Origin of the sequence: Kineobactrum salinum, from assembly GCF_010669285.1 — a bacterium.
GTDB classification, from domain to species: domain Bacteria; phylum Pseudomonadota; class Gammaproteobacteria; order Pseudomonadales; family Halieaceae; genus Kineobactrum; species Kineobactrum salinum.
In genome coordinates this window covers 3,898,354-3,923,549 of sequence record NZ_CP048711.1, presented here as the reverse complement: position 1 = coordinate 3,923,549, position 25,196 = coordinate 3,898,354, and the positions used below count along the sequence as shown (strand labels likewise).

Here is a 25,196-nt window from a genome sequence, read left to right as displayed (position 1 = left end):
TCTAGCGGGTGAAGTTCATCTCCTCTTCCCGTGTGACGGCGCGACGCTCTCGCAGACGGGCTTCGCCCTCGCGTGCCTGCACCACTTCCTCACGCTGACCGGCCGCGCTTTCGCGCTGATGCGCAGCATCTTCACGCGCCTCAGCCATCTGCCGGCGGCCCAGGAGGGTCACGTCATCGGCATAGGCTGCGCGGTCCAGACGCCGCCTGTCGCTGCCCCGGACGACCTTGACCCTCGCAGCATGATCGCCGGACTTTTCCACGCGGTCCCTCCCCCCGGATCGTGATACATCATCATTGTCATCATTGCTCATGCAGACCCTCCGATGGAGGTCGTCCCGATCAGGGATTGACCTTGGGATGCCCGGTCATGATACCGTCATATCCGGCCAGGTACTCGCCAATCTCTATACCCTTGTCGCTGATATCGAACAGCCGAATGTCCTTGCTGTGATCGCTGCCGCGCACCTTGACGACAGACAAAACACGCCTGAACTGTCCCGCCATTTCCACATAGCGCTGCACCAGGATGGCATCGGCGAGAAACGCGCTGCCAAACGGACTGAAACGCAAATCGGTGTAGCGGTCTTCCAGTTCCGATGTCATCAGAATGGTCACACCCTTGCTGGTCAGTTGGGCCACCATCCGGTACAGCGAACCGCGAAAATCCTCGCTGAACTGGGGTGCCAGGGCCAGTTCAAAACCCGACAGGGAGTCGATCACGACGCGCTTGGCATGCATGTGGTCAATCATCTGGATCAGGTCATGCAGGGTTTCGTCGATCGACAGGTCCAGCGAGCGCGTATCGATCACGCCCACCTGCCCGGCACTGACCATTGCATGTAATTTGTTGTTCAGCAATTGGTTCGGACTTTTTTCGAACGCCGCAATCACACCAGGTTCGCCGCAAGATACCCCTTCGGCGAGAAACGCCGTCGCCAGAATGGTTTTCCCGGCACCCGAGGGACCGACCGCGAGCAACGAATAACCGGTTGGCAAACCGCCCCCAGCATGTCATCCAGGCCCGGGACCCCCATGGAAATCCGGTCCGTGCCGCCTGCGGTAACTTTTCCGACCGATTCGGCCGGTTGCACGATCGCCCGCGGAAATACCATAACGCCGGTATCACTTATGCGGAAGGTGTGCAGCCCGGGCGCCTGACCCTGGCCACGTATCTTGACCACCTGAATTTTGCGTACCATGGAGTTGCGGTGCGTGTTCTGCGACAGCCACAGGATGCCGTCCGCCACGGTAAAGACAGGACTGGATTCATTCTCGGGCCCCTGGTATTCACCGATCAGAAAACTGGTGGCCTGCCAGCTGGTCATCTGCGCCGCAAGCTGCTGCACGAAGCGCTGCAGATCGGGAATATTCCGCGCTTCGGCCCGAACCGACTGGACCACGGATCGAAACGAGTCGACGAATACCAGACAGGGTTCGTACTCTTTCACTTCGGCCGCGATGCGCTCCAGGACACGGTCGAAATCACCCTCCAGCAGATCGGCCGACAGGTTGACGAAGCGTATCGAATCGTTGATCTTGGCGTGATCGAAAAACGAGAACTGCTGTTGATACCGGAGCATCTTCAGGGGAGGTTCGCCGAGCACGGTAAAGAACAGCGCCCGGCAATCCGGCGCGGCCAGCGAGAACATGATCTGGTGGGCGAGCGTCGTTTTTCCGCTTCCCGGCGTACCCGCAATCAGATTGAACGAGAACTCCGGCAGGCCGCCGCCCAGCAAATTGTCGAGCCCGGGAACTCCCGTTGGCAGACGCCGTATCGTAACCTTGTTACTCATTGTCAAGCTCCTTGCCGGACGTGTCTGTAGCCATATCGTTCCAGGCCGCACGTAGTATATTGGACGTCAATTGTTCACCTATCAATGAAGCCAGGATGTCGGTAAACGTGTTTAACAGCTGACTGTGGGCCGCGCAGGCATCGGCCGCCGCCTGACTTGCCAGGCAGGTCCTCAATTCCACAAAGCGATCGCCAGGGGGGGCAGACTGCTGTGGCGGAGCATCGGCTGCGAGCCAGGGAAAAGTGGCTTGGGAAAGGTACAGGCTTCGATCGTACAGAGAAGCAAACCCCGCTTCGCCGACGACAGAAACAATCTCCCCGGCCAGTTTCTCCCAATGGCTTATTGCGGCATCCGCGATGTTGTCAGGTTGCTGTGCCACTAGCCTGGCGATGATTTGCTGGCGTTCCGGGGATGGAGCTTCCATCAGAGGACACTCGGCAAGTGACCGGCTCCGGAAAGTGCCGCACCCAGCCGCAGTCCGGTTGCAATGTCTCCAGGATACGATGACAGGAATGCCATATTCTTTCGTTCCTCCTAGGTGTCTGCTGCGCGGCCATTGCGCGGATGAGGTTATCGACTTCCACCGCATTACGCTGACAGTCATCTTCATGATAGTCACGGAACGCCATTTCGTCCTGCCTGTCTTTGCCGGCTGTTCCTCAAGCCATCATTGCATGCCAGTTTTTTGCTTATGTTTTCAACAGCTTGGGAAAGGCGGGCGCGTCCGGGCCACGACTTTCCGAACCTGCGATACCGCGAGGATGGCAACCCTGTCCGAGGTGAGTTGAATCCATCATCGGCACAGCCTGCCGTTGTTCCGATTGGCAGCGATTCCCGCTACCAGAACTTCAACCAGAAACCCGAAGGAATCCGCCTCACCGCTGACGGCCAGAAGCCGGTGGATATGGGGAAAGCGGTCCCGCGGGAGTTGACTCAGATGCTTTTCGACCTCGGGCTTCAGGTCGCTGCGCAGGTCATCAAGCACCATCCCCAGAACGGCCACACTGACCGTCGTAATCGCGCAATCCGTCGATACCGTATCGAATCCGTCCGCCTGGAAAGCCGCAATTGCCGATTCCAGTGATTGCATCACCCCCTCACCTTGAGCCGGGCCTTGCTGGAGCAGCTGAAATGCCCCAGGGTGGCGCCGGGCGAGCACCAGGATCTCGCTGGCAAATACCCGGATCCAGTCCTGCCAGGTGATTTCGCCAACCGGCAGATCGGCCTCCGCCATCAATGCCGTGCTCATTTCGACAAACAGCTCTTCTTTTGTGGGTATGTGGTTGTAGAGCGAGGTGACATGTACCTGCAACCGCTTGGCAATTCCGCGCAATGTGACCGCATCAAGGCCCTGCTCATCGGCAATCTGTATCGCAGCGCTGACGATCCTGTCGCAACTCAATCCGGGTCTGGGCATTACATCAGCCTCGTTGACAACTTAAAACCTACAGCGTATGTTAGCAAACCTACACTGTAGGTTCATCAACTGATTTCGGGAGTGTCCCCGTTGTGATTACGCAATTGAAGCTGTTTGCAATGATGCTGACGCTGGCCTGCTGTGGCTATGCCAGCGCCCAGGAGACCGGACCAGAGCCCCTGCCCCGGACCGTCGAGGCCATGACCGAGATACCGGAAATCTCCAGCACGGAAGCGGCAGGCCTCACCGCCGCTGACCTGGAGGCCTGGGTGGAGGGCTTCATGTCGGCCTCCCTCAACCAGGCGGAGATCGCAGGCGCCGTTGTCAGTGTGGTCAAGGGCGACCAGCTGCTGTTCTCCAGAGGCTACGGGCTGGCCGACGTCGAAGCCGAAACCCCGATGGATCCGGAGCGAACCCTGGTGAGGGTCGGGTCAACATCCAAGCTGTTCACCTGGACCGCCGTCATGCAACTGGTCGAACAGGGCCGGCTGAACCTCGACGAGGATATCAACCAGTATCTCGATATCAGCATTCCCGAGGGCCCCGGCGACCCGGTAACGATGAACCATCTCATGACGCACCGGGGCGGGTTTGAGGAAGGATTGCGGGAAGTTCTGATAACAGACCCGGCCAGCTTCATCACCTCCGAGCAGTACCTGAAAGCGCACCCGCGCCCCCGCATTTTCGCCGCTGGCGAGGTCCCTGCCTACTCAAACTATGGCACGGCTCTGGCAGGCTATATCGTGGAGCGGGTTTCGGGCGAGGATTTTGACGACTACATCGAGCGGCACATATTGGCACCGCTGGAGATGAATCATTCAACCTTTCGCCAACCCCTGCCCGAGCCACTGAGGGAGAACCTGTCGAAGGGCTACATGAGCAGGCAGGAACCCCCCCGGGATTTCGAAATGGTGTCCACCGCGCCCGCGGGGAGCCTGACGGCGACCGCCAATGACATGGCAAACTTCATGATCATGCACCTGCGTGACGGGCGCTTCGGGGACCACAGCGTGCTGCAACCTGAAACTGCGCGCTTGATGCACAGCGCCTCGGCAGAGCACCTTCCAGGCTTTGCGACGATGGCTCACGGTTTCTTCAGGGCGCAGGCAAACGGCAGGCTGGTTCTGGCGCATGGCGGCGACACGGTGGTGTTCCACACCGACATGAACCTGGTCCCCGAGGAGGACGTGGGCATCTTTGTAAGCTTCAACAGCCGCGGCGCCCGCGACGCCGTCTACGGTATTCGGGAGCAGTTTTTCCGGGACTTCATGGACCGCTACTTCCCCGCACCGGAGCCGGAAGACGCGCCCGCTATCGCCGAGGCCAGACAGCACGCACAGGAAATCGCAGGGCACTACCAGAGCTCGCGCCGCATAGAAACGGCCTTCCTGAAGCTGCTGTACCTCCTGACACAGGAGCAGGTGAGCGCCCACGAAGACGGCACCCTGAGCCTGGCGTCCCGTCCTGACCGACGCTACCGGGAAGTCGCGCCGGATCTGTGGCGGCAGGAAGGCGGCGAACACGCGCTGCACATCACCCGCAGCGACGGTCGCGTGACCATCGTCGACAGCGCCAATCCGGTATCTGTGCTGCAGTCTGTGCCAGCACTGTACAGCGCCAGTGTGACTTCCACTATTCTGCTCGGCTCTGTTGTCGTACTGCTGTTGGCGGTGCTGGCCTGGCCAGTCGGCTGGTACTATCGGCGCCATTACCGGCAGCCCGTTGCCCTGTCGGGTACTCCCCTGCTCGCCAGCCGCCTGGTTCGGTTAGCAGCCCTGGCCGATATCGCCTACCTCATTGGCTGGTATTTCGCGTTCCAGCCAATCGTAGAGAACCAGCTTGACGCCTACGGACCGGCACTCGACCCGCTGCTGCGCTCGCTCCAGATCTGCGCGGTGATCCCGATCGCCGGGGCCGGAATCGGACTCTGGCATGCATGGCTGACGCTGCGGTCGGGCCGGTCCTGGCGTAGCAGGCTGGGGAGCCTGGTGCTGGCCGCCGCCCTGACAGGCATCGCATGGATTGCCTGGGTAGGCCAGTTGATCAGCTTCAATCTTGAGTACTAGTACTGCAAAGCGGGAAAACGCAGGACTGACAGGCTGAATGACAGCCTGTCAGTCCCCTACAGGTCGTCCATTCGCTCTACCTGCCGGACCAGCCGCTTTGTTTCATGCTCCTCCATATCCAGCAGCGCCTGCACCAGTTCTACAGCTTCCCGAATTTCAGCCTTGCCAATGAGTGAGCGGTAAAGACTGATGATTTGCTCGTGAAAATCGAAAACTTCGGCGCTAATCGCAGCGGCATCCAGTTTGGTGTAGTGATCATCGCACGCTAAATGTGTCGTAATCGGATCATGCGGTATGTAATCGTAGAGGCGGGTCTGAGCGGCCTTCGGGTCGGCCTGCCGTTCAAACGCCGCAACCATTTTCTCCATTTCAGCTTCGTGAGAAGCCAGATAGTCAAGCAGCAATGAGGCGCGCTCATCCTTGTGACGCGAAGCACAATGAGCCAGGCACTGTGCCAAATCCTCATGTAGCATGCGGGTCCACTCAATCAAGTCGGAAAATGTTTTGATTTGCATGATCGATTTTTCCTCGATGAGTCGAATAATGTGCGTCTTGGCCATTGGCACAGGCCGGCACTCCTGTACCGACCTGCCTTTGTGCACTACCTCTCACAATGGCCCCGGGATCAAGCTGTGTCAATAATGCAGGCCCGACATCCAGCGCAGCACGGCTCAACCCGGCGGTGCCCAGCGGGGCCCCGACTATTGCTCCCCCAGCTTGATCACTCTCAATCGGAGGGCGTTGACAATAACGCTGACTGAGGACAACGACATTGCCGCCGCCGCAAAGATCGGTGAAAGGAGTATTCCTGCAAACGGGTACAGCACCCCCGCCGCGATGGGTACGCCGGCCGCGTTGTAGACAAAGGCAAAAAACAGGTTCTGCCGGATATTGCGCATGGTCGCCAAAGACAGGTTGCGAGCCTCCACGATACCCATCAGGTCACCCCGCAGCAGGGTAATACCGGCACTTTCGATCGCCACATCGGTTCCGGTCCCCATGGCCACACCGACATCCGCCGTCGCCAGAGCAGGTGCATCATTGACGCCATCACCGGCCATCACCACAACACGGCCTTCGTCTTTCAGACGCTGGATGATTTTGCCCTTGTCTTCGGGCAGTACTTCCGCTTCCACTTCGTCAATATGGAGCTTTCGGGCAACCGCCTCGGCCGAGGTGCGGTTATCACCCGTCAACATTACCACCCGGATCCCGTCTTTTTGCAGGGCTGAAATGGCCTCTTCGGTGGTCTCCTTGACCGGGTCGGCAATGGCGAGCACACCGCAGACCTTCCTGTCGACAGCCGCGAAAATCACAGTGGCCCCATCCTTCCGGAGCTGCTCAGCTTCATGCTCAAAAGCTGAGGTATCGACAGCTTCCGACTCCATCAGCAGCCGATTGCCGACCAACACCGACCGCCCCTCAATCTTGCCGCTCACCCCTTTCCCGTTGGGAGAGTCAAAGCCTTCGGCATCCGGCAGGGTCAGTCCCATGGCCTTGGCTTTGTCGAGAATGGCATGGGCCAGCGGATGCTCACTGCCCTTCTCAAGGCCGCCGACAAATCGCATCAGGTCCTCCTCGCTGAAGCCCTCCGCCGGCACAAGCCTGGTTACCTGAGGCTTGCCTTCCGTCAGTGTGCCGGTTTTGTCCACGACCACGGTGTCCACCTTTTCCATGCGCTCCAGGGCTTCTGCATCACGGATCAGTACGCCGCTTTGCGCTCCGCGACCGACCCCGACCATGATGGACATGGGCGTTGCCAGGCCCAGGGCACAGGGACAGGCAATAATCAGTACGCTGACTGCCGCGATCAGTCCGTAGGCCATCGGTGGCGGGGGCCCTAAAAAGGACCATGCGACGAAGGCAACCAGAGCGATGAGGATAACGGCCGGCACGAACCAACCCGCCACCTTGTCCGCCAGCCCCTGGATTGGAGCACGGCTGCGCTGGGCACTGGCGACCATCTGCACAATCTGGGACAACATGGTGTCACGGCCGATTTTATCGGCTCTCATGATAAAACTGCCCTGCTCGTTGATGCTGCCGCCAATCACCTGGTCGCCCTCTCCCTTGGCGACCGCCAGGGGCTCACCGGTCACCATGGACTCATCCACGTTTGAGCGGCCTTCCAGCACCTCTCCGTCCAACGGGACCTTGTCGCCAGGACGCACTCTCAGGCGGTCGCCAAGCCTGACCTGGTCAAGAGCCACATCAGATTCACCGCCCTCGTCGTCAAGCCTGCGGGCTGTGGCCGGGGCCAGGTCCAGCAAGGCCCTGATTGCCCCCGAGGTCTTTTCCCTCGCGCGCAGTTCCAGCACCTGCCCGAGTAGGACCAGTACCACAATCACGGCAGCGGCCTCGAAATAGACCGCAACCGAGCCGTCGGCCAGGCGGAAGGCGTCCGGAAACACCCCAGGTGCGAGCGTAGCGACCAGGCTGTATCCCAACGCCACACCGGTACCGACGGAGATCAGGGTAAACATGTTGAGGTTGCGGCTGAGAACCGATTTCCAGCCCCTGACAAAGAAAGGCCACCCGCACCAGGCAACTACTGGTGTCGCCAGCACCAGTTGAATCCAGTTGGATATTTGCGGGGACACAATATGGCCCGACCCGATCAAATGACCGCCCATTTCGAGCACCAGCACCGGCAATGTCAGCACCAGACCAATCCAGAACCGGCGCGTCATCTCCCTCAGCTCTTCCGAGGGCCCGTCGTCCCGGCTCACTTGCTCCGGTTCCAGGCCCATGCCACAGATGGGGCAATCCCCCGGACCCTGTTGGCGAATTTCCGGGTGCATCGGACAGGTATACATCGTGCCCGGGGCTACAGGCTTTGCCTGTTCATGCTTTCCACTGAGGTAGTGTTCAGGATCCTCATCGAACCGGGATTGGCAGCGTGAGGAGCAAAAGTACCAGGCTTTACCCTCGTGTTGGCTGCGATGCTCCGCTGTGTGCGGATCGACTGACATTCCGCAAACCGGATCCTCCACGGTAAGTCCGTCGTGATGCTGGTCGCCGTGATCGTGGGTGTTGTGCTGTTCAGTCATTGTCATTCCCCGTTTTTCCCGACGGCCAGGCCGCAAATGCGGTGAGACAGAGTCATACGTGCCGGCACCCCACAAGCCTGGCACATGCATCACTCCTTGAAATAGACCACCTGGTGCGTCGTGGCAAGAAGCTCCCCTCCCCCACTCCACACTTCTGCGCTTTGATCAAAGAAGCCCTTGCCAAAGTGATTGGCCCGGGCAACCCCCAGCACATGCTCGGTGCCTGCCGAAGCCAGCTGCTCACCGCAGGCATGAAAGTAAGTGGACAGAGAGACAGTACCTATTGGCACCAACTTTGGCCGGCGAATGTAGATCCGGGGGAAGAACGCGTCGCACAGGGCCGACAGGGACACAAAATCCAGCGGACGGGATGGCCGGTCCCGAATCCATAGCCGGCTCCGCGAGGGGTTGTCCCTGTCTGGCTCGCCCATCAGTTCGCCATCCACAAACCGCATGTCGTAATTGCCGGGCCAGGGTGGCACACCCTCCTTCGAGAAAGCCGGCAGCTCGGACGCCGGCGGAACGACCGGAAATTCGACCTCTGTCGACGCCCAGGTGTCGCGCCGCCGAGCGGTCACCACCGTGGCAAAAGTCACGACCTGCTCACCCTGGAGCATTTCCACCCACCAATGCTGGCTGTTACGGTTGGTTCGCAGGGGACGGGCGATCACCTCAAAATTGCCGTCAGCCACCGGGGCGGCGAAGTTCACGGTAAGGGAAACAGGTTCGCCCAGGAGCTCATCATGAGACAGCACAGCCCGGAGCAGGATGGCGCCTGTGGTACCACCGAAGGGCCCCACCATATTGGCATAGTCCTGGCTGGTCGCTCCCTGCCAGCGCCCCCGGTCGACCGGTTTCAGGGCTAGCGCCTGATCAAGGGGATGGACGGGGAGTTCGCCTTTTGTCATGGGGCCTCGCAAACGAAATGTGTGGCGACGCGGGGGTCGGAATCCTGGCGATCATGGCATGTCCAATGCCAAGCTACCCGATCATGATGATTAGACACGAGAAAATCCGGGCTCAACGCGGACCGGATTTGAAGACCGCTCGACCATAGAGAATTATAGGTATCCTACCTTAACTGTACGTGGTCTTAAAAGTGGCAATTTGGATGAGTTAGCTGGAGATGTTCTGACACAAGCCGTAGCTTCGGTGGGAAAAAGGCTTGCCACGGGTCAAGATCCCGAGAAAATGAAAAATAAAGTGGGGCCCATATTCAAAAGCAGGCGTCGCATATAGTCAGAGAGGAGCAGGATCTGGAGGCAAGGCTAAAGCATGAAAAGATTGCTAAAGTTGGAGTTCGAACTGCAGGACAAGCCATGCCGCTTGTCCGTCCAGCCTGGTATTCAGAACTTCTTCGTCAGCGCAGCGGTCTCATTGCTGCTTTGCTCGGCCAACGCATCCAGCAAAGTGCGCTCTACATCTCTATTCCGGCAGATTTCCTGGAACAGTCGTATATCCTTCACCTGCATGGTGACGGCGTGTGCTGCAAACTCGGGATCCTTCATCAACACTCCGTACAGCATTTCCATACCAAAACTTTTGCTCGTACTGTTGAGCAGTACACGTTTGGCAACCTCGACATCGAGCCCAAGCTTTTCAGCGACAGAGGCGGCGGTGCGGGCAATGGCAAGATGAGAGAACAGCGCCATGTTTACCAGGGTCTTCATTACCTGGCCGCTACCTATGGGGCCGGCCAGCTCAATTGTTCTACCATAGCTTTCAAACACGGGAGCGGCCTTCTCAAACACCTCCCTCTCCCCGCCCGTCATGATACACAGCGTACCCGCTTCGGCACCGCGCCGGGCGCCACTGACGGGAGCATCAAGGAGACCTATGCCACGAGATTTGGCCAGGGACTCAAGCCGCGCGCAGCAGTCAATGGAAATCGTGCTGTGAATTGCAATGACCCCACCCGGAGCCATGCCGTAAAGAACTCCCTTCCCGTCACCGTCGATAACTTCATCCACATCCTTGTCGGCAAAGACACAAATGCCGACGAAGTCGCTGCTTTCACCAAGCGCCTTCAAGGAATCCGCAAATCCCGCTCCGCTTTCTTCATAGGGGATCAGCGATTCGGAACGACGGGCCCATAGCTTTGTTGAAAAGCCAGCGTCAATGATCCGTCGCGCGATAGCGCCCCCATGTCCCCAAGACCCACAAAACCGACCCGGATTTGTCTTCTCATTGCAACTTCTCCACTACCCTCTACATGCCGGTGTCGCTTACGGTCATTAGCATTCCCGGGATCTGGCAACCTTGCCTTTCAGGAGCTGACCTTCAACTGCAAGCATTCCTCGATGAACCCAGTCAGGCCTTAGGTGACGCAAAGTTAAATTCACTTGACCTTCCGGCCCGCACTATCATCAATTCGCGCCCTGCTATCCCAACGAGATGAGCCATCATCGAATCTGTTCCTGTACTTTCTGAAACCCGGTCCAGCTTTCCATGCGAATAACGAGAATGATGATACCTCCGATCACAAAAAATACCGAAGCCAACTTCATCGCGAGCGTATAATCGCCGAACTGGTCTACGATCGCGGCGAAGCCGATAGCTCCGAGAGCAAGCCCAAAGCCCACCGCCATCATATTGAACCCGACCAGGGTGGAATAACTTCGAAGGCCAAAGAGTTTAAGGCAGAAGAATGCAACAAAATCAGCTTCCGCACCCTGCCCCAACCCAATCAACAAGACCACTGAGACCGTAATCAGTATGGGGGATCCGGCGTCTATCCCGATTAGTGCCAGGGAACTTATTGCCGGCAGAACCAGAAGTGTGCAAGCAACGATTCCATCGGGAAACCGGTCAAGGAGAACCCCCCTACCAATCTGCCAAGCAGTACGGAAACCGCATAAACTACGCCCAGAATGGTTGCCTGAGCCACTGCAAAGTCTTTCAATGCCAGGATCGGTTGCAAGTGGCCCAGAAATCCGCCCAACGCAGCTGACGTCAAAAACAGCGCGAGGAACAGAGACCAAAATCGAGTACTCCGAAGTGCTTCCCTCCAGTGCGTCCCCCCGAGTACGGGATGACTGCTTGCCGGTGCAGAGCAAGCTTGGGGATGCTCACGAAAACCAAGCACTACCGCCGGAAGCCCTATGACAAGACTAAGCCCGGCGAACACCATATATCCACTGCGCCAGCCAAAAGAATGAATTGCATAATTGATCAATGGCATACCGATAAGTGAAATAAACGATACGCCGCTCAACGTAAGTCCAAAGGCTGTTCCAGAACTCAGTCGAAACCACCCAGCAACCCCTTTAACAACTGGGGAGACACTGCTCAATGGGGCCGTAATACCAATAAATGCAGCTATAGCGTATAAATAGTAGGGTTTAGCTGGAGTGATGGCCATGCCAACCACTCCTATCGAATACAGGCACAAACCCACTATGACTATCCGACGTGCACCCCATCGATCAGTTAAAATACCGGCCACTGGATTGAATACCGCCAGTAGAAATACCACGATCGGCAGGAAAGTCAGCTGTTTGGCGGACCAACCCAATTCCGCTTGCATCGGCGCTATAAACAGGCTCGACGCAATGATGAAAAAACCGGAAGCGGAGCCGTAGCCCAACAGGCCGGCCAGTATAACTGGCCAGCCGCGGCGCCATTCCTCCTGAACTGGAGAATAAGTCACTGCTGCCACCGTATGAATTGGAAGAAAGAGCAATTGATTTCGGTATAACACCCAAGCTGGTGACAAGGATTAAATGGATTCATATAACGATAGCAGCTGTACATAGGAATTCCCGGTGCTTCTTCGACCGCGGGGCCGGAAAGATTAACCAATGATCAATAAGTTGAATTCGTCCATGCATAATGGCAGCCTCTCGCGACATTGGCACCCATATTATGCACACAATTCGGAATTACTAAGCATGCCCTTAGGTTAAGGCTGAACAATGGATTGATCAGACATTCTGGTCCATTGCATCGCGCTGCCAGGATTACAGGCACGGACTATCACATGGCCGTACTGATTATTGAGCTTCAACAGACAGAGATAGCGGTTGTACTGCACACGATAAATTGCCCCACAGGAAATATCTATTTGGCCGATACGTGCTCCGTACAGCCCCTGTGTGGGTTTTGGAGGAGGTAGGTCTCGCGACAACGCCCCCCATGAACCCTTGCCGCAACTAAAAATCTATCTATCTTTCCGTGCGACGATAACTACACCGGATCCCTACAGCAATCGCAAACTGACCGTGACCCCATAGGTGCGCGGCGCACCAGGGAAATATATGTCAGCGAGCGCTGATGAGTTGGCAGTAGAACGATAATGAGTGTCCAGCAAGTTCCTTCCCCAGGCACGTATTTCCAGTGCATCGGATGGAGACACCCACGCCATACTCATGTTAAACAGCGTGTAGTCACCCTGCTCTATCCGGTTCTGAACATCCAGAGCATATCCGCTATTATAATAAACTGCTGACGACAAGCGGATTGACCCATAATTGATGGGAATCTCATAATTACCGGCCAGCGACGCCGCCCAGTCTGACACCTGAACAATATCATTTCCAGAAGCATCACCAAAGGTCTGCACTTGGCCACCACCGGGATTTGGCTCGAAGAATGGCGCATTTAGAAATTTGTCATAGTCTGCGTCAAGATAGGAAAGAGCACCTTGGAGAGTAAGGTTTTGCACAGGATTGGCGACCAGTTCGATATCGACCCCGGTGATGGTTGAGGATGCGGCATTCAAGATTTCAACACCGCCAGTCGGAGTTCCTGTTCGCACCTGCATATCCTGGTAATCATAGTAAAACGCGGCTGCATTGAGGCGAAGACGATTGTCGAATAGCTCAGATTTAAACCCAAGTTCGTAAGCATCGATAACCTGCGGCTCGATAGGTGATTGGAATGGGTCGGTTGTATTGTAAAACCCACTCTTGAAGCCTCTGTCAAAAGATGCATATACCATATGGTCCACTGTCAACTGGTGGTCGAGGCTAAGTCTCCAGGTCAATTTTGTATCATTTTCACTATCGTCCACCTGTAACACCAGGCCCGTCGGAGTGGTAACTGTGGAATCAAGCGAGCGATCATCCTCGGTGTACCGCAAACCGATAGTCAGGTTTGTATCAGTAAAAACAGGCGCGGTCGCCTGTCCATATACAGCATACGAGTCTGTATCCGACTCGGAAACCAGCTCGGTGCTCGCAGTCGGAGACCCCTGACTCAGCCCTCTTACCAATAACGGATCAAGTGAATTCACGCCATTAAGATAGAACAGGCCCGCCGCCCATTGAATGGAGGAGCTATCTGATGAAAGCAACTGCAGTTCCTGTGTGATTGCTTCAACTGAATTAAATACCTCCAGTGCAGCTATGAATGCTCTTCCCCCATCATTGTCCCAATCAAAATCGAAATCTGTATTGGAATAGCTCGTGATACTTACCAGCTGCGCCCAGTCCAGATCGTGTTCAATTTTCGCGGAGTACTGGTTCTGCTCCACTGTCTTTCTGTCAGATGAATTATGATCAATGTTGAAAAAGCCAGGATAGGTAGACCCAGCTACACCACCTGCGGAGACTGTCCGTTGTCCCGGAAATATGTTCCCACCCTGCGATCCCAGTGGATCCATATCAATATAACTGGCGGCAAGTGTAACCTTTGTACGGCTACCGGGCATCCAGAGCAGTTTGCTTCGTCCGGAAAAACTGCTTCCGTCATAGACGTCTTCACCAGTCGCGAGATTTTCTCCCCAACCCTCGTTCTGGTCTGAGGAATAAATTGCCAGGTCAACTGAGAGTTCATCAGTTATACCCGACCCCATGTAGGCTTGGGTTTCCAGGGTTTCATAGTTCCCGTAACCGACCGAAAGGTTGAGCGTTGGATCCTCGGGCGGATCACGTGTGATGACTTGTATCACGCCACCGGTTGAATTACGGCCGAAGAGAGTTCCCTGGGGGCCCTTCAGGACCTCGATCCGTTCAATATTATTCAGTGGCAGAGCGAGAGCTGGCGCGGCAGACTGATATACACCATCGATATATATGGCATTGGCACTTTCATCAGTGGCAGAGCCACTCGCTCCTACGCCACGTATTCGAATATTGGAGCCTGATGCCGTCGTGCCAAAATTAACCGCTGGCGCGGCTATCGCGACATCCTGAATACCCTCTATTCCCATTGCGTCTGCCATTGATGCGGTTACGGCAGAGATGGAAATAGGTACGCTCTGAAGGTCTTCCCCTCGTCGCTGGGCGGTAACAACGACTTCCTCCAGACGGGCTGCCCCCAGGGACGAATCACCCCTGTCCACCTCCGAGGCTGCACTGGCAGTTGAGGATGAGGACTCAACTGATTGCGCCATCAATAAAGATGGACCAGCTACCAACGCAAACGACAACGAATATTTTACTACTGTTATTAATTTCTGCATGGGTTCTCCTCATTATTATTGAAGCTGAAAGCAGCAAGTTAGGGAATCATTCTAGCCGTTGACCTGAGCGATTGGCCACCACTGGGAGAGCCACGAAGCTGCATAAGAGTTATTCAGGCTGAAGCAGTAATCAAACTCGTTGACCGAGGTAAGGTGTGAGTCGCTTGCCGATAGCGCCATATCCACTGGTCTCGACGGTAATCCTGATGTATTTGTTCGGGACCACCGGAAAAGAAAAACCGCAGACGCGAGTTGGGGAGACAATGACTATCCATTGAATCGGTGCCGTGTCGCCCGTTGATCAAGTGGTATCGGTGTATCAGAACGCACCTCTCGCCAACATTTCTGCGTTAACCGCGGCATACAAGGAGCCCTCTTCGATCAGGACCTCCTATGCATTCGGAACATAAGTCATATGCAGCGCCGCTTCTTTCTATAGGTGGCTCGCCTCATGCAAAATGACGGCCGTCAAGCTATAGGCTATGGACAGGGCTGCGTATCCAAAGCGTCGTATTTCTCGCATATGCGAACTAGAAGCCGCTTCGAAGATCCACCGAAGCAACCAATGGCGGGAGACTCCCCTTTGCGAAGCACTAGGAGCGACGGCTCCTCCACAATTCATGCTGGCGCCGAAAAAGCGGTGGTAATGCCGGAAACTGCTTGCGTTGGAAGACGCGACAAATAGCGACGCGCATCGTTGATCCGTTGCGGTTTCTGGAAGACCCCTGAACAAGCGGCAGGCCTTTCTGTCGAGTGAACCCGGTGATATCGTCCGGATTGGTTCCAGATCAGACACTCAGCACGAGGTAGGGAAGATGCATAGGCAGAAGTGGTTCGACAAGCATTCCGATGGGGGACGAATCATCGGCCGAAGGAGTTCTTCGGCATCCCGATTTCCAGGTACCAGCTTGCGGCAGATGAAAGAAGTCCTCGCGATGGCTGCCAGCCTCCTGTTCTGCGTGCCGGCAACAGCGACTGACACGCAGATGGGAGGTGACTATCTGGCCGTCGCAACGGAAATGGACGAGCCTCGGAAAGGTACTTGGTCTTCAATGTCGGCATCCTCGGACGACAGGCGTGTCCTGCCTCATCCGGCTCCGCCCTTCCGTGGCGTCATCAGGGAAACGGCTGAGGACTCGAGGTCTCACTTTTCCCCTCGCGTCCGCGCTCCACAAGGTGCGCCAAACGTCCTGCTTGTCATGACCGATGACGTCGGTTTCGCTGCGGCCAGCACATTCGGCGGCCTCATTGACACACCTACCCTCGATCAACTTGCTGAAGGAGGGCTCGTCTACAACAACTTCCATACCACCGCCGTGTGCTCTCCGAGTCGGGCCGCGCTTCTGACCGGGCGTAACCATCACGCGGTGGGTACAGGAATTATCCCGGAGGTCGCCACTGGCTTTCCCGGTTACAACAGCGAAATTCCAAAAAACGCCGCCACAATCGCATCCATCCTGAAATACAATGGTTACAGTACCGCGATGTTTGGCAAGCATCACAACGTGCCGATATCTCAAATCTCCACGTCGGGCCCTTTCGACAACTGGCCTACATCGCTGGGATTCGAACATTTTTATGGTTTTATCGGTTCGCAGACCGACCAGTGGGCGCCAGCTTTGATACAGGGGACCTCCCGTATCCGTCCTCCCGAAGGGCAACACCTCGACCAGTTGCTTGCGGATGACCTAATCCGCTGGCTCCGCAACCAGAAGGCGGCGGCCCCCAAGCAGCCCTTCTTTGCCTATCTCGCACCTGGAACCGCTCATGCGCCAATTCAAGCGCCAAGAGCATGGATCGAAAAATTTCAAGGCAGGTTCGATCAAGGCTGGAATAAGGCACAGGAGGATATTTTCGCCCGACAGAAGAATGCGGGGATAATTCCACGCACAGCGCAACTTAATCCACTACCCGCGCATATTTCAGCCTGGTCCGATCTGACGACTGACCAGAGACGGATCGCGGCGCGCTTGATGGAGGTTTATGCAGCCCAGGTAGCCCATTTTGATCACCAGTTCGGGCGTGTGATCGCAGAGCTTGAGCGCATGGATGAACTGGACAACACATTGATCATCTTCATACAGGGTGATAATGGCGCCAGTACGCAAGGTGGCAGGCTGGGAACCACGAACGATCTGGGTGCCCTGATTAACCGACCACCCGAACCTGAGAGTTGGCTCCTCGATTCGATCGACCTACTGGGCGGGCCGGATGCGAAAGCCCATTACCCGGCAGGCTGGGCTATGGCCATGAACACGCCGTTTCGCTATGCCAAGCGTATTGCGTCACACCTCGGCGGAACCCGCACTGGCATGGTTGTTTCCTGGCGCACGCATATCCAGCGCACCGGTGGTATTCGGCCGCAGTTCCAACATCTGATCGATATCGCGCCTACCATCCTTGAAGCAGCGAAGCTGCCGCCGCCCGAGATCGTGGACGGCACTCCGCAGCAATCTCTCGATGGAAAAAGCATGATGGCCGGCTTCAATGATACCGAGGCACCGGCAGTGCCACGCGTTCAATATTTTGAAATTCTTGGGAACCGCGCAATATATGCGAACGGATGGATGGCCTCGACCACCCCGCCCAAGGCTGCGCTGGCGGCAGCCTTTAACGAACCACCCCCTTCACCCACGGCATATCAGTGGGAATTATACAATCTACGGCGCGATTTCAGTCAATCCACCGATCTCGCGAGGCAGAATCCGGAAAAGCTCGAATCACTGAAGAAGCTCTGGTGGAAAGAGGCTCGCGACAATGACGTACTGCCGATTGACAATTCGGTCACGCGTGCGCGGTTCACCGCGGAACAACGGGCGCACGTGCCATCTCGCTCACGCTACACCTATTGGGGACCGGGCGTCGAGTTGGAACGCGCCAATGTTGCCCCCATCCTGAATCGGTCCTATAGCCTCAATGCCCATGTAATCATCCCGGAAAGAGCCGGCCAAGGTGTAATGACTTCAGTGGGTAGCAAGTTCAGTGGCTGGAGCTTCTTTCTGAAGGACGGCAGACCGGTTGTTGTTGAAGCATTCTCCGATCAGCCACGGCATCATTTCCGCTTGACGGCAGACGAGGTCGTCACGCCAGGACCCGCGGTGATCGGGTATGAGGTCCGCTACCGAGCCGACGAGCCGGGCGTTGACGTCTCGCTTCACATCAACGGGCGGCAGGTCGGCTCCGCGTATTTCCCGCATCGCGTGCGTATGGTTGATCAAGGCGAATCCTTTGCTATCGGCGAGGATATTGGCATACCCGTTGCCACCGACTATACAGACGGCGGGCCATTTAATGGGCAGATTGAGAAGGTCCATATCGATATTCTTGATCATTTGGAATAATGGGAGCTGAATTAGAGGCGGTATGCGCTTCATCATCTGCGGGAGGAACTGATTGGCCCCCATTGGCACTTCCAGGTTGATCTGTAGCGTCCTCGGGAAGAAGCAACCCCTCCGACTTCAGTCGGATACTGGCTTCAGCCCAGGACTCAGCAGATAGCTTGTAACCTCCGAAAAAGTTTCGGCTGCATACTCGTGATGCTGGTGCAGGGACACATATGGCAGCTATCGAGGATCGCGTTGTTCTCTACCAGTATCTGAGCCGCCGCTAGGTGTATAGCTGCACGTTACGTCTTCCGGAGGTAAAGGTCTGGCGCGGATATGCACCTGGGACCTGTGCCAGTTACCGGTTCGTCGGCAGAGTCATCTCCTAGTCACCCATCACAGCGCCTTATCAGCTCAGGGCGTCTCACAAGCGCTTGCTACCCATTCAGGCAGTTGGGGTAGAACCCATTTGCCTCGATATAATGGCCCGCCTTTAGCGGACTCGGGCCATTATTTCGAACTCTTCCGTGGCCTATTTATCAAACGGCTTTCCAGGTGGGCCAAAGCTCTTGTGACAGATAAAGTTTTTGCTGTCCGCGGTGTCGCCACGGCCTTTATAGCGTGCCACCAGGGGATACATGCACAGCGGCCTGGTCATACCGGGCACTGCGCCTTGCCCCTGCGCGAAGCCGAGCAGTTTGCGGGGTGGCTGGTGGTTCTCGACCCACTTCACAAGCGCTTCTAGCACGCTGCCAGGACTGGGTGTGGCACCTACGTATCCGGTCGGCATTAAACCAGGATGTGGGTGTCCCAGGATGATTCTGTCGTGTCCGCCACCGGGGCTCAGGAATAGTCTTGCGACCTGATGAGCTTTGTTCATTCCACCTAGCGACGTTGCGATATTATTGTAGTAGCCGACGGTACCCTCCATAGGAATGCCATTGTCAAAGGTACCGTGGGTCATGATCAACTTGCCGCCGACTTCTCGAAATGCTGATAAATCCGGATCACCCGCGCCAACCCGTGCATCCCACATCGCCACTGACTGCTCAAAGATTTGAGTGAAGGATTCGTAAGTAATCGTACGCCAGTCGAACGTGGGATCCTGCAGGACCCACTGGGCGATCCAAACCAAAGAATCCGACCTCGGCGCTGGGTGTGTAGCTCCGTCGGAGGACGTCACCGTGGTTGCAAGGCGATCAAGTGGCGTTCCATGTGGCGGTCCGAACCAAAGAAACTCGCCATCCACAGTGCGTGGACCTTGCCAAATCTTATTGATAATCTCAGCTTCTTCAGCGGTCAGCAAATCGCCGACCAGGGTATGAGCATCGAATTCACACTCTTGCCAGTTTGAGATGATGTCGTCCTGCACGCCATCCAGCTCATCACATTCATTGATCACCTTATCGTTCACCGCATTGAACGTGGACTGTGGGATAAAATGACCTTCGACATTCATCACCACCTGCGGCCACAGCACACCGGGAAGCAGCCGCGCAAGGTCCAGTGCCGGCCAGAAAGCTGCAATACCATCGTAGTCATTGGGAGAGCGTTGCGCCAACATAAGCGCCTGGCGCCCGCCACCCGAACCACCATAGAAATAGGAGTATGACGGCCCGGTGCCGTAGAAGAGCGACATTAGCTCCTTTGCCGCCACGGCCGTTTCATGGAGGGCCAGGTGACTCCAGGCATCTATAACGGGCAAGTTGAGAGTGTTGTCTGGGTTCAGTGGGAACGACGCGCCCTGCGTCCCACCATCCGTGCTTGCTGTCGCGTATCCTGCGTTAATCGCACACGGTGTATATCCGCCGCCAACGCCCCAAGAGCAAGGCGTGTCGAGGCCACCTGCTGAGAATCCCGCTCCTCCGGTACCGACGAAGCGGCCGTTCCAGGTTTCGGTAGGCAGGAATACTGCAACACGAAAAGACGCCTGGGCGGGGGAATCGACCGTAAGCTGAACGTTGCAATACTCTGGTGCGGAGACCGTGGTACTGACCAAAGTCGCACTATCGACTGTTTTGTTGAGAAGGCTCAGGCTTGTTAAACTCTCACAGGAACGAACCGGCGTTACTGCCACCTCCCGTGCCTCTACCCGAACCGCTAACAATATCACAGCATGTAACAAAACTAATCTTGCATTATTCGCTGATATTTTCATGCCAGTATCCCTCGTTTTGCATATGTATTAATTATTGATGCTGACTCCCTCATAACAGGTGCTAAGCCATTGATCTTGGGGACAAATAACGCTACCCGATAGGATTAAAGGGAACAAGCCAACGAGGAACATAAGAGTTATCCGATATAAAGGGGTAATCAACGCTCTGATAGGGCTTTACGCTATGGACTCGAAATTGTGGATATAGGAAGAGGCTGTAGTTTAATGATCAATACCTCCAGAGAAGAGTCGGTTTACAACCCAACGCAGGACAATCTGATCTTTCCTACCAAGCCTGAATTTTCCAGCACGGAAGAAGAACGACAGCATCGGAAAGCACGTCTGGCAGCAGCCTGTCGCTTCTTTGCGGATAAAGGCTTTGGTGTCGGCTTCGGAGGGCATCTGACTGTGCGAGATCCGGAGCATGAGGGGCTTTTCTGGACCAACCCGGTGTGCATACCCTTCGGTCAGGTGCGCAAATCAATGCTGATCCTCGTTGATCACAAAGGCCAGGTGATAGAGGGCGATTATGCCATTAACCGGGCAGGCTATGTCCTGCACTCAGCAGTGCATGAAATGAACCCGGACATTGTAGCTTCATGCCACGCTCACGCTCTGAACAGCGGCGCCTGGGCCTCTATGGGCCGTGAGATAGAGCCAATTTCTCAAGACGCGTGCATATTCTACGGCGACCACACGGTGCTTGCCGAGGGTTCTGGTAAGGTGCCTGTTGGGTCTGATTCTGGCCGGGCAATCGCAGAGGCATTCATGGCGAATAAGATTGTTATCCATCAAAATCATGGCCTTCTCGCTGCGAGTCGGGATAGCATCGATTCAGCTGCATTTTGGTTCTATTTGTTCGACCGGGTATGTAAGATGCAAATGCTCTCAGAAAGCCTATCCACCAAGCCAATCCATGTTTCTGCTGAGAATGCCACATATACACAGAAGCATCTTGGCACGGAATACATAGCATGGCTGAACTTTCAGTGCGAATTCGCAGAGATTCAGAAAAGACATCCAGACTTCAATCTCTAGCGCACGATACTGAATCCATCAAGTTCCAAGCGACACCTTTCCTCAATACAGTCGCTTGTGTCAAATATCTATAATTTTGATCGAAAGGCATTATTCACGATGGGCGTATATAGTGAACAGCATCTAGAGATACAAAGATCAGTACGGAAGCTAATTGAGACCGAGATAAACCCATACGTCGACGAATGGGAAGCCAGATGCCACTATCCAGCACACGAGATCATGAAAAAGCTTGGTGATCTCGGCATGCTGGGGATCACAAAGCCCGAGCTTTTCGGGGGCTTGGGGCTGGACTACAGCTACGCGCTAGCTTTTGCGGAAACGCTCGGTGAGATTCATTGCCTGGGTGTACCGACCTCTATAGGTGTGCAAACTGACATGGCCACTCCGGCCCTGGCCCGATATGGCTCTGATGAACTTCGCCGGGAATTTTTGTCACCAGCGATCTCTGGTGACATGGTGGCCTGCATTGGCGTCTCCGAACCTGGAGCAGGTTCTGACGTAAGCCAGATCACAACTGTGGCCTACCAAAACGGCGATGACTATGTCATCAATGGCACCAAGATGTGGATTACAAATGGCGCACAGGCCGACTGGATGTGCATGTTGGCCAATACAAACGAAGGAGATGCGCACAATTCAAAATCGCTAATCATCGTGCCGCTGAATATCAAAGGTGTATCTGTATCACACAAACTCGACAAAATGGGTTTACGTAGCTCAGATACAGCCCAACTTCATTTCGACGATGTTCGCGTGCCGCGTCGTCATTTGATAGGCCAAGAAGGTCTTGGATTCAGATACCAAATGGAACAGTTTCAGGAAGAGCGACTATGTGTCGCAGCGTCATCATTGCGTCCTATGGAAAAAGCCATAGACGACGCCCAGGCATATGCGACCGAACGCAAAGTCCAAGGGCGGCGAATTATCGATAACCAGGTCGTGCGGTTCAAACTGGCCGAGCTTCGCACCGAGGTGGAGTTGCTTCGCTCCCTCATTCATCGAGCCGTGGAAGATTACATCTCCGGCCGCGAGGTCGTCCTCCTCGCTTCGATGGCGAAATTGACATCAGGTAGATTGATCCGCAAAGTTTCGGATAGCTGTCTGCAGTATTTTGGTGGAATGGGATTCATGAGCGAAACGCCTATATCACGCCTGTATCGAGACTGTCGTGTTCTGTCAATCGGCGGTGGAGCAGACGAGATAATGCTGGAAATTATATCCAAGCGCTGCGGTATGACAGGTCACAAAGAGCCATAGAGCCGGATAGAATTTTGTTGCTCATCAAACTGTTGAAAAACAGCCTGCGTCATTGACCAAACTGTGTTCGATCAAAAAGTCAGGCACTTAAGTGGTTGATTTGTCGTTACCACGTTTGCGGACATGTGCCGCAAACATGGCTTGGAATGTTCTTCCGGGGCTTTTTCAACAACCTGTTAAGAGCCGGTTTCCGACCACTATACAAGGGACCACCGTACTATCATCGCCGTGCATCCCAGTTGCTAGACGGTACATAGGCGGGATCATCACTGGCTGATTTTCCTGAGATTCATATCACCAAACAATCATGCTCTCCTCTTCCCCAGCGATTCAGCCAGCGGCACCAGGGGGTACCTGCTGGTGCGGCTCGTGAAGTCGAACCATAATTCGTGTCTTCAGATACGCGATATGCCTGGTGACCTTATTGACATACTGTAGAACTTGGTGTTAGGTTTCAGCCGCATTCGGTAGTCAGTGTAGCAGTATGGCTGGCACTTGAAACAAAGCAAGATGCGTTGGCATTGGGTAGATGAGAGACAATCGCTTAATAGAGATGCGTGTATTCAAGGCGGTCGCCGAATTCGGTAGCTTTACCGAGGCAGCTCATACGCTTTCAGTCACGCAACCATTTGTTAGCCGCACCATTAAAAGTCTCGAAGCACGATTGGGCATCACATTACTGAGGCGCTCGACACGCCATTTAAGCCTCACCCTGGAGGGCGAGCGTTTCCTTGCATCAACTAACAAGTTACTCTCCGAACTCAGTGCGATCGAGGCTGACACTTCGGGGTGGCAATCCAGCATCAATGGCCCAATTGGTATCACTGCTCCAACCAATCTCGGCATTGATCAGATAGCCCCCTACTACCGCGCTTTCTCGAAATATATCCCGACGTGAGCATTAACCTGTCATTAAGTGATACGATCGCTGATTTATTCGACGACCGCTTTGATCTCGCAGTGCGAATGGGCCACTTGAAGGATTCCACGCTCGCCTGCAAAAAACTCGCAGATCTCCAGCGTATCGTCGTTGCGTCGCCAGAATACATTAATCAACACGGCACACCAAAGCACCCCAATGACCTCCTACACCATAACTGCCTTCGATGGGACGGGCCGTTAAAGCATCTCAATACTTGGCCGTTCACCATTGATGGTAAAGAGGTATCCATAACTGTTGACGGAAATTTTCAATGCATTAGCGGTATAGCAAGCACTTACATGTGCCTTGCCCATCTTGGTATTGGCCGCATGGCGGAACATCTCGCGCTGCCGGCGATTGACCGAGGTGAGTTAGTACCGCTACTTCAGGAGTTTCAGGCTCGCGATGATCTAGGTATTTATCTGGTGTTTATGAAAGAACGTGTACTACCCCCTCGGATACGAGCCTTCGTAGATTTTGTCACTGATCATTTTAAGAATCCGTCTTGGCGTCCTTCGCAGAACTGATACCCCCACCGAATAACTGTTATACAAGCCAGTCTCTTCTCGCGAACCTGATCCTTCCTTAACCTGCACTCGCTGCAATTGCATACAGCAGAGATTCTGAAAGCCAGCGAAAGTCGAATTTACAGCATTTCGCGGCCGGCTGGTTAAGTGACGTTAGGGATAATTTTATATGTTGATCAAGCTCACGCTCTTTGTACTTTGGCTCATAATGTTTACAAGTCCAGCAATGGCAAAAGAGCTAATTTACGTGCAAGCGCGTCAATCTAAGGATATTCATATAATTGATGCGACCACCTACGAGGTCTTGGGGACGATAGATGTCGGATTTCCTACCGACGACGTAATCGGATCACCTGATGGGAAGATGGTATACGGAAATGCATTCATGCCAAATGGAAACCCCGTTGGCTTTCCAGACACAGGCCTGGTCTATGGCGTAAGTACCGCGACGAATACAATTGTATGGTGGGGATCGATCCCAGGCACTCCTCAACACTTATCGATTAGTCGGGACGGAAAACGGTTGTTTGTCCCTGCACTAAACATGAACCAGATATATGTAGTCGATACAGCAACAGGGCGGATTGTCGAAACATGGCCAAGTATAATAGGCAATCATGGCTCTGAACTTTCAAAGGATGGGAAGCGACTTTATACGGGAAATGCTCTTTTAGGACGCATAGATGTCTATGATACTGAAACCGGAAGGTTGAGAAAAGTCATGACAACCCGCTCAGGTGTTCGCCCCTTCAAATTTGATGACCAGGAAAAGTATATTTACTACCAACTGTCCAACTTTAACGGCTTTGAAGTCAGGGATATTCAGAGCGGCGATCTGGTCGATACCGTTAACCTTCCTGAATTGTCTGAAGGACTGCACCCTGATTCATTTGGAACTGTCAATCACGGCCTTGCGATAACACCCGACGGGAAAAAACTCGTGGCTGCGGCCTCACTTGAAGGATATGTATCGGTCTTCAGTCTGCCGGATCTGCAATCGCTTGGAACCATCCCGGTGGGCGAGGATCCGAACTGGGTCCGTATACGTTCAGACTCCAAAGTTGCATTTGTTTCAAATCGAGGTTCAAACACCGTTTCCGTGGTTGATCTCGAAACAATGAAGGAGATAACTCAAGTACCTGCGGGATCGAGACCTGAGCGATTTGCCATCGTAGATGTAGAGTAGTGCGCATAGCCTTTGAAGCCGCTGCCGCTGTTCGGCCTTAGATCGGAATGC

General features: G+C 55.0%; 20 protein-coding genes. 7 read left to right on the top strand and 13 right to left on the bottom strand.

Annotated features, from left to right (window positions below):
- Position 1: 1 nt before the first annotated feature.
- The 5 genes from G3T16_RS17435 to G3T16_RS17420 form a co-directional block, all read right to left on the bottom strand.
- Positions 2 to 313: a hypothetical protein gene (locus G3T16_RS17435; RefSeq protein WP_163496337.1), complete on the bottom strand. Its 312-nt coding sequence runs from the start codon at positions 311 to 313 to the stop codon at positions 2 to 4.
- A 28-nt stretch (positions 314 to 341) separates the two neighbouring features.
- On the bottom strand, positions 342 to 980 hold the full coding sequence (locus tag G3T16_RS21275; protein WP_197911727.1) for an RAD55 family ATPase: 639 nt from the start codon (positions 978 to 980) through the stop codon (positions 342 to 344).
- Positions 890 to 1,795 carry an RAD55 family ATPase gene (locus tag G3T16_RS21270; protein WP_269473241.1) on the bottom strand — a complete coding sequence of 302 codons (906 nt, stop codon included), beginning with the start codon at positions 1,793 to 1,795 and terminating at the stop codon, positions 890 to 892. Before G3T16_RS21270 ends, G3T16_RS21275 begins: the two co-directional genes overlap by 91 nt.
- Positions 1,788 to 2,219: a hypothetical protein gene (locus G3T16_RS17425; protein WP_163496336.1), complete on the bottom strand. Its 432-nt coding sequence runs from the start codon at positions 2,217 to 2,219 to the stop codon at positions 1,788 to 1,790. Before G3T16_RS17425 ends, G3T16_RS21270 begins: the two co-directional genes overlap by 8 nt.
- A gap of 369 nt (positions 2,220 to 2,588) precedes the next feature.
- Positions 2,589 to 3,212: a TetR/AcrR family transcriptional regulator gene (locus tag G3T16_RS17420; RefSeq protein WP_163496335.1), complete on the bottom strand. Its 624-nt coding sequence runs from the start codon at positions 3,210 to 3,212 to the stop codon at positions 2,589 to 2,591.
- Between the two features lie 92 nt (positions 3,213 to 3,304).
- Between G3T16_RS17420 and G3T16_RS17415 the strand changes: the two genes are divergently transcribed.
- The gene (locus G3T16_RS17415; protein ID WP_163496334.1) at positions 3,305 to 5,278 is read left to right on the top strand and encodes a serine hydrolase domain-containing protein; all 1,974 of its coding nucleotides are present in this window, start codon (positions 3,305 to 3,307) and stop codon (positions 5,276 to 5,278) included.
- A 56-nt stretch (positions 5,279 to 5,334) separates the two neighbouring features.
- On the opposite strand, the gene G3T16_RS17410 is transcribed toward G3T16_RS17415, so the two are convergent.
- The 7 genes from G3T16_RS17410 to G3T16_RS17380 all read right to left on the bottom strand — a co-directional run bounded on the left by G3T16_RS17410 (position 5,335) and on the right by G3T16_RS17380 (position 14,731).
- Complete coding sequence (locus tag G3T16_RS17410; protein ID WP_232059145.1) at positions 5,335 to 5,838, bottom strand: ATPase; 504 nt, start codon at positions 5,836 to 5,838, stop codon at positions 5,335 to 5,337.
- Positions 5,839 to 5,979: 141 nt separating this feature from the next.
- Positions 5,980 to 8,328: a heavy metal translocating P-type ATPase gene (locus tag G3T16_RS17405; RefSeq protein ID WP_163496333.1), complete on the bottom strand. Its 2,349-nt coding sequence runs from the start codon at positions 8,326 to 8,328 to the stop codon at positions 5,980 to 5,982.
- Positions 8,329 to 8,417: 89 nt separating this feature from the next.
- On the bottom strand, positions 8,418 to 9,236 hold the full coding sequence (locus G3T16_RS17400; protein WP_163496332.1) for an acyl-CoA thioesterase: 819 nt from the start codon (positions 9,234 to 9,236) through the stop codon (positions 8,418 to 8,420).
- A gap of 438 nt (positions 9,237 to 9,674) precedes the next feature.
- Entirely contained in the window at positions 9,675 to 10,463 is a 789-nt protein-coding gene (locus G3T16_RS17395) for an NAD(P)-dependent oxidoreductase (protein ID WP_269473311.1), read from the bottom strand.
- A gap of 267 nt (positions 10,464 to 10,730) precedes the next feature.
- On the bottom strand, positions 10,731 to 11,027 hold the full coding sequence (locus G3T16_RS17390; protein ID WP_163496330.1) for an MFS transporter: 297 nt from the start codon (positions 11,025 to 11,027) through the stop codon (positions 10,731 to 10,733).
- A gap of 56 nt (positions 11,028 to 11,083) precedes the next feature.
- Entirely contained in the window at positions 11,084 to 11,977 is an 894-nt protein-coding gene (locus G3T16_RS17385) for an MFS transporter (RefSeq protein WP_163496329.1), read from the bottom strand.
- 549 nt (positions 11,978 to 12,526) lie between these two features.
- Positions 12,527 to 14,731, bottom strand: a complete 2,205-nt coding sequence (locus G3T16_RS17380) for a TonB-dependent receptor (protein ID WP_163496328.1) — start codon at positions 14,729 to 14,731, stop codon at positions 12,527 to 12,529.
- Between the two features lie 815 nt (positions 14,732 to 15,546).
- Between G3T16_RS17380 and G3T16_RS17375 the strand changes: the two genes are divergently transcribed.
- Positions 15,547 to 18,072 (top strand): arylsulfatase, encoded by a 2,526-nt coding sequence (locus G3T16_RS17375; RefSeq protein WP_332102838.1) that lies wholly within the window; start codon positions 15,547 to 15,549, stop codon positions 18,070 to 18,072.
- Between the two features lie 514 nt (positions 18,073 to 18,586).
- Here the strand turns inward: G3T16_RS17375 and G3T16_RS17370 are convergent.
- Positions 18,587 to 20,212, bottom strand: coding sequence for a tannase/feruloyl esterase family alpha/beta hydrolase (locus tag G3T16_RS17370; RefSeq protein ID WP_163496326.1), 1,626 nt, complete (start codon positions 20,210 to 20,212; stop codon positions 18,587 to 18,589).
- Positions 20,213 to 20,437: 225 nt separating this feature from the next.
- Between G3T16_RS17370 and G3T16_RS17365 the strand changes: the two genes are divergently transcribed.
- The 5 genes from G3T16_RS17365 to G3T16_RS17350 all read left to right on the top strand — a co-directional run bounded on the left by G3T16_RS17365 (position 20,438) and on the right by G3T16_RS17350 (position 25,145).
- The gene (locus G3T16_RS17365) at positions 20,438 to 21,250 is read left to right on the top strand and encodes a class II aldolase/adducin family protein (RefSeq protein ID WP_163496325.1); all 813 of its coding nucleotides are present in this window, start codon (positions 20,438 to 20,440) and stop codon (positions 21,248 to 21,250) included.
- A 99-nt stretch (positions 21,251 to 21,349) separates the two neighbouring features.
- On the top strand, positions 21,350 to 22,510 hold the full coding sequence (locus tag G3T16_RS17360; protein WP_163497169.1) for an acyl-CoA dehydrogenase family protein: 1,161 nt from the start codon (positions 21,350 to 21,352) through the stop codon (positions 22,508 to 22,510).
- Between the two features lie 529 nt (positions 22,511 to 23,039).
- Positions 23,040 to 23,408: a LysR family transcriptional regulator gene (locus tag G3T16_RS21265; RefSeq protein WP_197911724.1), complete on the top strand. Its 369-nt coding sequence runs from the start codon at positions 23,040 to 23,042 to the stop codon at positions 23,406 to 23,408.
- The gene (locus G3T16_RS21260) at positions 23,405 to 23,959 is read left to right on the top strand and encodes a substrate binding domain-containing protein (protein WP_197911723.1); all 555 of its coding nucleotides are present in this window, start codon (positions 23,405 to 23,407) and stop codon (positions 23,957 to 23,959) included. Before G3T16_RS21265 ends, G3T16_RS21260 begins: the two co-directional genes overlap by 4 nt.
- Positions 23,960 to 24,128: 169 nt before the next feature.
- Complete coding sequence (locus tag G3T16_RS17350; protein WP_163496324.1) at positions 24,129 to 25,145, top strand: YncE family protein; 1,017 nt, start codon at positions 24,129 to 24,131, stop codon at positions 25,143 to 25,145.
- Positions 25,146 to 25,196 lie beyond the last annotated feature (51 nt).